Source organism: Labedella gwakjiensis (assembly GCF_003014675.1).
Taxonomy (GTDB): Bacteria; Actinomycetota; Actinomycetes; order Actinomycetales; family Microbacteriaceae; genus Labedella; species Labedella gwakjiensis.
The window spans coordinates 3830867-3838939 of the sequence record NZ_PYAU01000001.1 but is presented as its reverse complement, the minus strand read 5'-3'; the positions used below and the strand labels follow the sequence as shown (position 1 = coordinate 3838939).

The following is an 8073-nucleotide window of genomic DNA, read 5'->3' as shown; positions in this document are numbered from 1 at the left end:
GTGCTTGCCGCGGTAGGTCTGTGCTTGCCGCGGTAGGTCTGTGCTTGCCGCGGTAGGTCTGTGCTTGCCGCGGTAGGTCTGTGCTTGCCGCGGTACGTCTGTGCTTGCCGCGGTAGGTCCGTGCACGACAGAGGGGGCCGACCGATTCGGTCGACCCCCTCATGTATGTCCGCTCCCGCTGGGAGAGCGTCAGCTCCCCGTGCGAGGGCGATCGTGGATCAGTAGACGTCCTCGATCGTGATGGTGTCACCGTCGATCACGAGCTTGCCCGTGATGCCCCAATCACCGTCGAGACCGAAGGGCAGGGTGTCCTTCGTGCCGTCGTAGGTCGTACCCGTCACGTCGGCGGTGTAGGAGCCTCCATCGGCCGTGAAGTAGGTGCCGTACTCGTCGACCTCCACCGTGGGGTAGTCGTCGATCGTGTAGGCGACCTTGTCCACCGACGTGAAGTCGGTGTACCAGGAGAGGCGCAGGCTGCAGCCCTCGGGGTCGAGCTCCGTGGACGTGGCGCACTCGTCGAGGTAGGCGTTCACGGCCTCCTGCGCCGCGCTCGTGAGGGCCTCCGTGGGAGCGAGCTCGAGCTCGACGCCCTCGTAGTCCGCACGCGTCCCGGTGCCGACGGCGTACTCCACGTCTTCCGCCGTGAAGAAGTCGCTACCGGGGGCACCGACGGTGTACAGCGCCGGGTAGGCCGGCAGGCTGTACTCGTCGCCGAACGCGACGGTCACACCGTTCACGGCCGCCTCGTTCGCCTCCGAGTTGGAGTTCGAGATGTACACCGCCAGGTCGCCGACGAGGGGGGTGTCGATCTTCCAGCTGTCGAAGAAGACACCCTGCTTGCCGGCCTTCGAGAGCTCGATGTAGCCGTCGTAGGTCGTTCCGCCGAGGCTGTAGGAGACCCGGACCGTCGCCTGGTCGCCGCTCACGCGGGACTGCGTGACCTTCGCGTTGGTGATGAACTCGCCGGCCTCACCGAGCACGTCGTCGGTGAGGAGCACTGCCTGCTCCTCGGAGACGCCGGGAGCGGCGATCTTGTTGGCTTCGGACGCGTCGCCCTTGGAGATCGCCGTCAGGTATGAGCGCACGGTGGCGTCCGGACCGTAGACGGAGGAGTTGACGACGTTGATGACGACGGCTCCGATGATGAGCAGGAGGACGAGTCCACCAGCGAGAGCGCTGAAGAGGATGATCTTCTTCTTGTTCGGGTTGCTCGGCTTGCCGGGCCCGCCGGGTCCACCGGGAGGCGTTGCGCCGTAGCCGCCGCCGGCCGGGTACCCGCCAGGGTTCTGGGGCTGGTATGCGCCGGTGTTGCCCTGAGGTGCGTTCTGCTGGGGCTGGTATGCGCCGGTGTTGTTGTGGCCGGTGTTGCCCTGGGGTGCGTTCTGCTGGGGCTGGTACGCGCCGGTGTTGCCCTGGGGTGCGTTCTGCTGGGGCTGGTACGCGCCGGTGTTGCCCTGGGGTGCGTTCTGCTGGGGCTGGTATGCGCCGGTGTTGTTGTGGCCGGTGTTGCCCTGGGGTGCGTTCTGCTGGGGCTGGTATGCGCCGGTGTTGCCCTGGGGTGCGTTCTGCTGGGGCTGGTATGCGCCGGTGTTGTTCTGGCCGGTGTTGCCTTGGGCTGCGTTCTGCGGCTGCTGCTGGCCGATGGGGGGAGGCCCCCATTGCGGAGCGGAGCCAGGAGCCCCGTCTTCGGGCCTCTGCGGCGGGTTGTTGTCGGCGACCATGTCTGTGTCTTCCCCTTCGGTCGAATGCGATCACGGCAAACCTACCAGTCGCGATCCGCGCCATCACGGGGGAGAAGTCCCCATTAGGAGGGTGCACTCCGAATCGCGGACGACTCACCCGACGACGTGCTGGACGTCTGCGCCGTCCGGGCGTCTCGCGTCAGGGGGACTCGTGTCTGGACGCGCCGAGCTCCGCGGCGAGGGCGTCCACGAGGCTGCCTCGAGTACCGACGGTGATGTCGGAGTGCCCCTGCCATGCGGCGAGATCCCGCAAGAGCACGGCGAGACGTTCCGTGGCATCGGGCGGCGCCCCCGGCTCGAGCCACGCCGATTGGACGAGGAGTCGGCGGCCCGCCCTGTCACTCTTCAGGTCGACACGGGCGCCGATGACGCCGTCCAGCAGGACGGGCAGAACGTAGTAGCCGAACACCCGACGCGGTGCCGGCGTGTAGATCTCGATCCGGTAATGGAAGCCGAAGAGCCTCTCCGCGCGCGGCCGCGTCCACACCACGGGATCGAACGGGGAGAGGAGGGCGTCGCGGTGGATGCGTCTCGGGCGGCGTGCGTCTCGATGGATCCACACGGGTTGCGGCCGGTTGGTGGGCGCTGGCCCGTCCGGGCGTAGGACGACGCGAGAGGCGTCGCCGGCTTCGACGAGGCGGTCGAGCTCGCGGCGTGTGTCGGCGACGGGCAGTCGGAAGTAGTCGGCGATGTCGGCGGAGGTTCCGAGCCCGGTGGAGCGCAGTGCGTGGGAGACCAGCGCGGCGATCGCGTCGTCGCGCGACGGATCCTGATCGAGAACGGACGGGGGCATGACCTGCTCGGGAAGCGCGTAGATGCGCTCGAACCCGGATGTGCGGCCCGCCGACACCACGAGTCCCCACGCGAAGAGCACCTCGAGACCGGTCTTGACGTCCGACCACCCCCACCACGGTCCCTGGCGAACCGATGCCTCGTGTTCGACGGCGCTCGCCGGCTGCGGGCCGTTGGCCGCGAGGTCGTCGAGGAGCCACGTGAGCATCGGGCCGTTGGCGTGGGACCAATGGGAGGGGTCCGCTTCGGCCTTGGCGCGGAGAGCTCGCATCTTCCACCTCCACAGGGGCCAGGAGGTCAGCGGCATGAAGGTGGCTTCGTGCCCCCAGTATTCGATGAGACCTGACCCGGCGCGGTGGGTGAGGCGATCGAGGTCCGATGTGTCGTAGGGCCCGAGTCGAGCGAGGACAGGCAGGTAGTGGCTGCGCTCGAGGACGTTGACCGAGTCGATCTGCAGCACGCCGAGTCGCTCGACGAGTGAACGCAACGATCGGAGCCCCACGCCCGATGACCGTGGAGTATGGGGAGGTCGGGTGTGGAAACCCTGCGCGGCGAGGGCGATCCGGCGGGCGGCGTCGAGGGAGAGGGTCTCGGTCATCGATCGCAGGTTAGCAACGACCTCCGACAACGGCTCACGGGCCGCTCTGTGGCATGCCCTGACACCGATGGTTGCGGTCGTAGACTTGCCCGGTGGTGGAGAATCAGGGGCGCAGGCGCGGCATCAGATGGCCGTGGTCGCCGTCGCGCGCCGCCGGGCCGTCTGTGCCTGCCTCGTCCTCGGAGTCCGGCTCCTCGGCGCCCGAGATCGAGACCGATGACGCGCCGGCCGTGCGCCGCGAATCGGAGGACGTGACGAGCGGCGTCCGGATCGCGGCCGCGTGGTCGTGGCGACTGCTCGTGATCGCCGCCGCCGTCGCCGTTGCGCTCGTCCTCGTCGTCCAGCTGCGGCTGATCGTCATCCCCGTTCTCATCGCCGTCCTCGTCTCCGCCCTCCTCGTGCCGTTCGTCTCGTTCCTCGTGCGGAGGCGGTGGCCGCGAGGCATCGCCGTGGCCGTCGCCATGGTCGCGACCATCGGCGCGGTCTCGGGACTCCTGTGGCTGGCCATCCGGCAGATCTCGGCAGAGGCTGGTTCGGTGCGCGACCGCACGGTCGAGTCGTATCGCGCCTTCACGGCCTTCTTGCTCGATTCGCCCCTGCACATCACGCAGGAGCAGCTGAACGGTTTCATCTCCGACGTCATGACGGCCGTCCAGGACGACGGCCAGGCGATCTGGAGCGGAGCGCTCTCCATCGGGTCGACCCTCGGACATGTCGTCACGGGCGTGCTGCTCGCGCTCTTCAGCCTCCTGTTCATCCTCATCGACGGACGGAGCATCTGGTCGTGGGTCGTCCGGATCCTCCCCGTCCGGGCGAGGCCGGCGTTCGACGGCGCCGGACGCGCCGGTTGGAACACGCTGGTCAACTACACGCGCACCCAGATACTCGTCGCGACGATCGACGCCGTGGGGATCGGCGCCGGGGCGTTCCTCCTCGGTCTGCCCCTCGCTCTCCCGATCGCGGTCCTCGTCTTCCTGGGGTCCTTCGTGCCCATCGTCGGTGCCGTGGTGACCGGCAGTGTCGCGGTGTTCATCGCCCTCGTCTACAACGGCCCGGGAATCGCCCTCGCAATGCTCCTCGTCGTGCTCGGCGTCCAGCAGCTCGAGGGACACGTCCTCCAGCCGCTCCTCATGGGTGCGGCCGTCAAGGTGCATCCCCTCGCCGTCGTGCTCGTCGTCGCGGCGGGTTCGATGCTCGCCGGTATTCCCGGGGCGCTGTTCGCGGTGCCGGTCGCCGCGGTCGTCAACGTCATGATCGGCTACATCGCGAGCGGGGCGTGGCGAACGTCGAACGACCCCTTGAGGTACCACGGCGACGTCCTCTGGCAGACGGTGCCGCGCCAGCCTCCCGTCGGACGCAAGAACCGCTCGTCCGACGCCCACGCCACCACCTCATCCCTTCCCCTCCAGGAGGACACCCGTGACTGATCTCTCGTCTCGTGCTCACGCCGACGTCGCATCGGAACCAGCCGCCTCGTCCGTGCCGTCTCTCGCCGAGTTCGAACGGGCCCTCGAGACCGTGTCGGTCGTGGTCCAGCCCACACCGATCGAGAGCTCGCGCTTCCTCAGCGATGTCCTCGGCGCACCCGTGCACCTGAAGTGCGAGAACCTGCAGCGGACGGGCTCGTACAAGATCCGCGGAGCGTACAACAGGCTCTCCCAGCTGACCGAGGAGGAGAAGCGCAGGGGAGTGGTGGCGGCGTCGGCCGGCAACCATGCTCAGGGTGTCGCATTCGCCGCGCGCGAGCTCGGTATCACGGCGACGATCTTCATGCCCGTCGGCGTCCCGCTTCCGAAGCTGCAGGCGACGCGCGACTACGGCGCGCGGGTCATCCTCCGTGGGCACACCGTGAGCGAGCCGCTCGAGGCCGCCGCCCGGTTCGCCGAGGAGACAGGGGCGATCCTCATCCCCCCGTTCGACCACCACGACGTCATCGTGGGTCAGGGCACGCTCGGCCTCGAGATCTACCGCGACCGGCCCGATGTGGAGACCGTCATCGTGCCGATCGGCGGCGGCGGGCTCATCTCGGGTGTCGCGGCTGCGATGAAGCAGCGCGCGGCGCTCGACGGCCGGACCATCCGCGTGATCGGCGTGCAGGCCTCCAATGCGGCGGCCTACCCGCCGTCCCTCGCGGCGGGCCACCCCGTAGACGTGCCCATCCAGCCGACCATCGCGGACGGCATCGCCGTGAGCAGGCCGGGCACCCGGAACTTCGCGATCATCGACGAGCTCGTCGACGAGGTCGTGACCGTGTCGGACGACGAGACGGCGAAGGCGCTCGTCGTTCTGCTCGAGCGGGCGAAACTGGTCGTGGAGCCCGCCGGCGCCGTCGCCGTCGCGGCCATCCTCGAGGGCCGCGTGACGAGCTCGGGGCCGACGGTCGCGATCCTGTCCGGCGGGAACATCGATCCGCTCCTCATGCAGCGCGTCGTGAGTCACGGCCTCGCAGCGTCGGCTCGGTATCTCACCATCCGCGTGCCGCTTCCCGACCGTCCCGGACAGCTCGCTCGCATCGCCGAACTCGTCGCGAGCGCGAACGCCAACGTCGTCGAGGTGCTCCACACCCGCCAGGGGCCCGGCATGCAGATCAACGACGTCGTCCTCGAGTTCAGCGTGGAGACCCGCGGCCCCGAGCACCGGGAGCTCGTCGTCGAGACTCTTCGCGGTGCGGGCTACGAGCCTGAGGTCATCGACTGACGTTCTCGTGTCCGGCGCGGTGGGCGCACGCAGAAGGGCGGCGGACGATGTCCGCCGCCCTTCGCGTCGAAGCGCGCGTTGCCGCCGCGTCTACTGGCCGTTGTAGGTCTCGACGGCCTTGATGGAGACGCTGATCTCTTTGCCGTTCGGTGCGGTGTACGACGTCGATTCGCCCACCTTGAGACCCTGGATCGCGAGTCCGAGCGGGCTCTGCTCGCTGTAGACGTCAAGCTCGGAACCGCTCGCGATCTCGCGGCTGCCGAGGAGGAAGACCTCTTCGCCACCGGCGACATCGGCGGTGATGACGGTTCCCGGGACGACGACGCCGTTGGACGTCGGAGCCTCGCCGACCTTCGCCTCCTTCAGGATGTTCTGGAGCGTGCGGATGCGGGCTTCCTGCTTGCCCTGCTCGTCCTTCGCGGCGTGGTAACCGCCGTTCTCCTTGAGGTCGCCCTCCTCGCGAGCGATCTCGATGCGCTTCGTGATCTCCTCGCGGCCCGTCGTCGACAGGTGTTCGAGTTCGGCCACGAGACGGTCGTAGGCATCCTGGGTGAGGAAGGACACATTCGTCGAATCAACCATGACAAGCTCCTGATACGAAAACAGACGCCCTGACCGCGGGGCCAGGGCGTTGGGTGGACGATCCGAGACGGACCGCGTGTTCAGAGAATCTTAAGTCAGCCGACAGCTGTAAATCAAACCCGTGTCGCTCCGCTGGTCCGTCAGGACGAGGGATCCCCGGGGAGCCAGCAGCTGTACACCAGACCGGTGTTGCTCTGCTGGCTGGTCAGAACCGTCTCGCTGATCACTCGGTTCCGGTCCTCGGACGGCGGGATCTCGACGATCTTCCAGCCGACGATGGCGTGGTCCTCGTTGAGCGCCTGGACGGCGCACGTCGTCGCGGTGCCGGGGGCGACGTTGAGGGAGAAGGACACACGCACGGAGTGCTCGTCGACGATCTCGTGAGCGACGTCGTTCGTCTCGAGGCTCGCGCTCGTGCCGTCGAAGGCGACGAGTACCACCCAGGCTCCGAACACCACCGCGATGATGCCGCCGAGCGTCCACAGGACGCGCTTCTCCACTCGGCGGGAGCGTGTGCTGCGACCGTAGCGGGCGTCGAGGTCGGACTCGTGCGCCATCTGCGTATCCGTCATCCCGCCGTCCTCGTGTGCCGTCGCCGAGCGGTCTTCCGCAGCGATACCCTTGACTACAGGGTAGCCGCTCCGGCTGTCCGACTTCCCTGAACGTGCCACGACCCGGGACCCGGCGGATCGCCTGGGTCCGCGGGACCGGACCAGACGATGCGGAGCCCGATCATGACGCTCAGACTGCTCGCCGTCCACGCGCACCCGGACGACGAATCCTCGAAGGGCGCTGCGACGACCGCGGCCTACCGTGCGCGCGGTGTCGAGGTGATGGTGGTGAGCCTCACGGGCGGGGAGCGCGGCGACATTCTCAACCCGCAGCTCGAGCAGATGGCGATGGCCGAGCGTGACCTCCCGGGTCTCCGCCGCCGGGAGATGGCGGACGCTGCTCGCGTGCTGGACGTGCAGCATCGGTGGCTCGGCTACTACGACTCGGGGATGCCCTCGGAAGACGGGTCGCTCCCCGCGAACTCGTTCGCCTCGATCCCCGTCGAGATCTCGGGCGAGGCCCTCGTGAAGGTCATCCGCGAGTTCCGTCCGCACGTGATGACGACGTACGACGAGAACGGCGGCTACCCTCACCCGGACCACATCCGCTGCCACGTCATCTCGATGTTCGCGCTCGACGCCGCGGCCTCGGCCGAGGCGTTCCCGGACGCCGGCGAGCCGTGGCAGATCTCGAAGGTCTACTACGACCAGATCTTCAACTACCCGCGCACGAAGGCGAACGTGGACCTGTTGCTCGCCGAGGAGCCGGAGTCGCCCCTCGCCGAGGAGCTCGCCGAGATGCTCACGTGGGTCAAGGACCGCCCCGACCGCGCGACGGCCCACATCCCGGTGGCGGACTTCTTCCACAAGCGCGACGACGCGCTGCGGGCCCATGCCTGCCAGATCGCGCCGGATTCCCGGTTCTTCTTCTGGTCGAACGATCTCCAACGTCGTGCGTGGCCGTTCGAGGACTTCGAGCTCGCGCGCAGCACCGTGCCGACGCGCGAGCGCGAGGACGACCTGTTCGAGGGCATCGAGGACGACGGCACGGCGACCGCCGGCAGCGGGACCGCCGAATGACGGTGGCGCCGGCCACGAACCCACCCGACCG

Annotated in this window: 7 protein-coding genes; 3 read left to right on the top strand and 4 right to left on the bottom strand. The window is 68.4% G+C overall.

Going from position 1 to position 8073, the window contains the following annotated elements:
• Positions 1–218: 218 nt before the first annotated feature.
• Both CLV49_RS18085 and CLV49_RS18080 read right to left on the bottom strand, forming a co-directional pair.
• On the bottom strand, positions 219–1721 hold the full coding sequence (locus tag CLV49_RS18085) for a hypothetical protein (RefSeq protein WP_106564784.1): 1503 nt from the start codon (positions 1719–1721) through the stop codon (positions 219–221).
• 160 nt (positions 1722–1881) lie between these two features.
• Positions 1882–3132, bottom strand: a complete 1251-nt coding sequence (locus tag CLV49_RS18080) for a winged helix-turn-helix domain-containing protein (RefSeq protein ID WP_106564783.1) — start codon at positions 3130–3132, stop codon at positions 1882–1884.
• A gap of 92 nt (positions 3133–3224) precedes the next feature.
• On the opposite strand from CLV49_RS18080, the gene CLV49_RS18075 reads away from it, so the two are divergent.
• On the top strand, positions 3225–4559 hold the full coding sequence (locus CLV49_RS18075; RefSeq protein ID WP_243696497.1) for an AI-2E family transporter: 1335 nt from the start codon (positions 3225–3227) through the stop codon (positions 4557–4559).
• Positions 4552–5829 (top strand): threonine ammonia-lyase, encoded by a 1278-nt coding sequence (ilvA, locus tag CLV49_RS18070; protein ID WP_106564782.1) that lies wholly within the window; start codon positions 4552–4554, stop codon positions 5827–5829. The genes CLV49_RS18075 and ilvA overlap by 8 nt, the downstream gene beginning before the upstream one ends.
• Positions 5830–5919: 90 nt before the next feature.
• Here the strand turns inward: ilvA and greA are convergent, their stop codons facing one another.
• Positions 5920–6411, bottom strand: a complete 492-nt coding sequence (gene greA / locus CLV49_RS18065) for a transcription elongation factor GreA (protein ID WP_106564781.1) — start codon at positions 6409–6411, stop codon at positions 5920–5922.
• A gap of 140 nt (positions 6412–6551) precedes the next feature.
• The gene (locus CLV49_RS18060; RefSeq protein ID WP_106564780.1) at positions 6552–6983 is read right to left on the bottom strand and encodes a DUF4307 domain-containing protein; all 432 of its coding nucleotides are present in this window, start codon (positions 6981–6983) and stop codon (positions 6552–6554) included.
• Positions 6984–7145: 162 nt separating this feature from the next.
• On the opposite strand from CLV49_RS18060, the gene mca reads away from it, so the two are divergent.
• On the top strand, positions 7146–8042 hold the full coding sequence (mca, locus tag CLV49_RS18055) for a mycothiol conjugate amidase Mca (RefSeq protein WP_106564779.1): 897 nt from the start codon (positions 7146–7148) through the stop codon (positions 8040–8042).
• The last annotated feature ends 31 nt before the right edge of the window (positions 8043–8073 follow it).

Excerpts from the sequence above, each read along its gene's own strand:
- CLV49_RS18085 (WP_106564784.1), bottom strand. The coding sequence starts at position 1,721 with ATGGTCGCCGACAACAACCCGCCGCAGAGGCCCGAAGACGGGGCTCCT.
- CLV49_RS18080 (WP_106564783.1), bottom strand. The coding sequence starts at position 3,132 with ATGACCGAGACCCTCTCCCTCGACGCCGCCCGCCGGATCGCCCTCGCC.
- greA (WP_106564781.1), bottom strand. The coding sequence starts at position 6,411 with ATGGTTGATTCGACGAATGTGTCCTTCCTCACCCAGGATGCCTACGAC.
- CLV49_RS18060 (WP_106564780.1), bottom strand. The coding sequence starts at position 6,983 with ATGACGGATACGCAGATGGCGCACGAGTCCGACCTCGACGCCCGCTAC.
- mca (WP_106564779.1), top strand. The coding sequence starts at position 7,146 with ATGACGCTCAGACTGCTCGCCGTCCACGCGCACCCGGACGACGAATCC.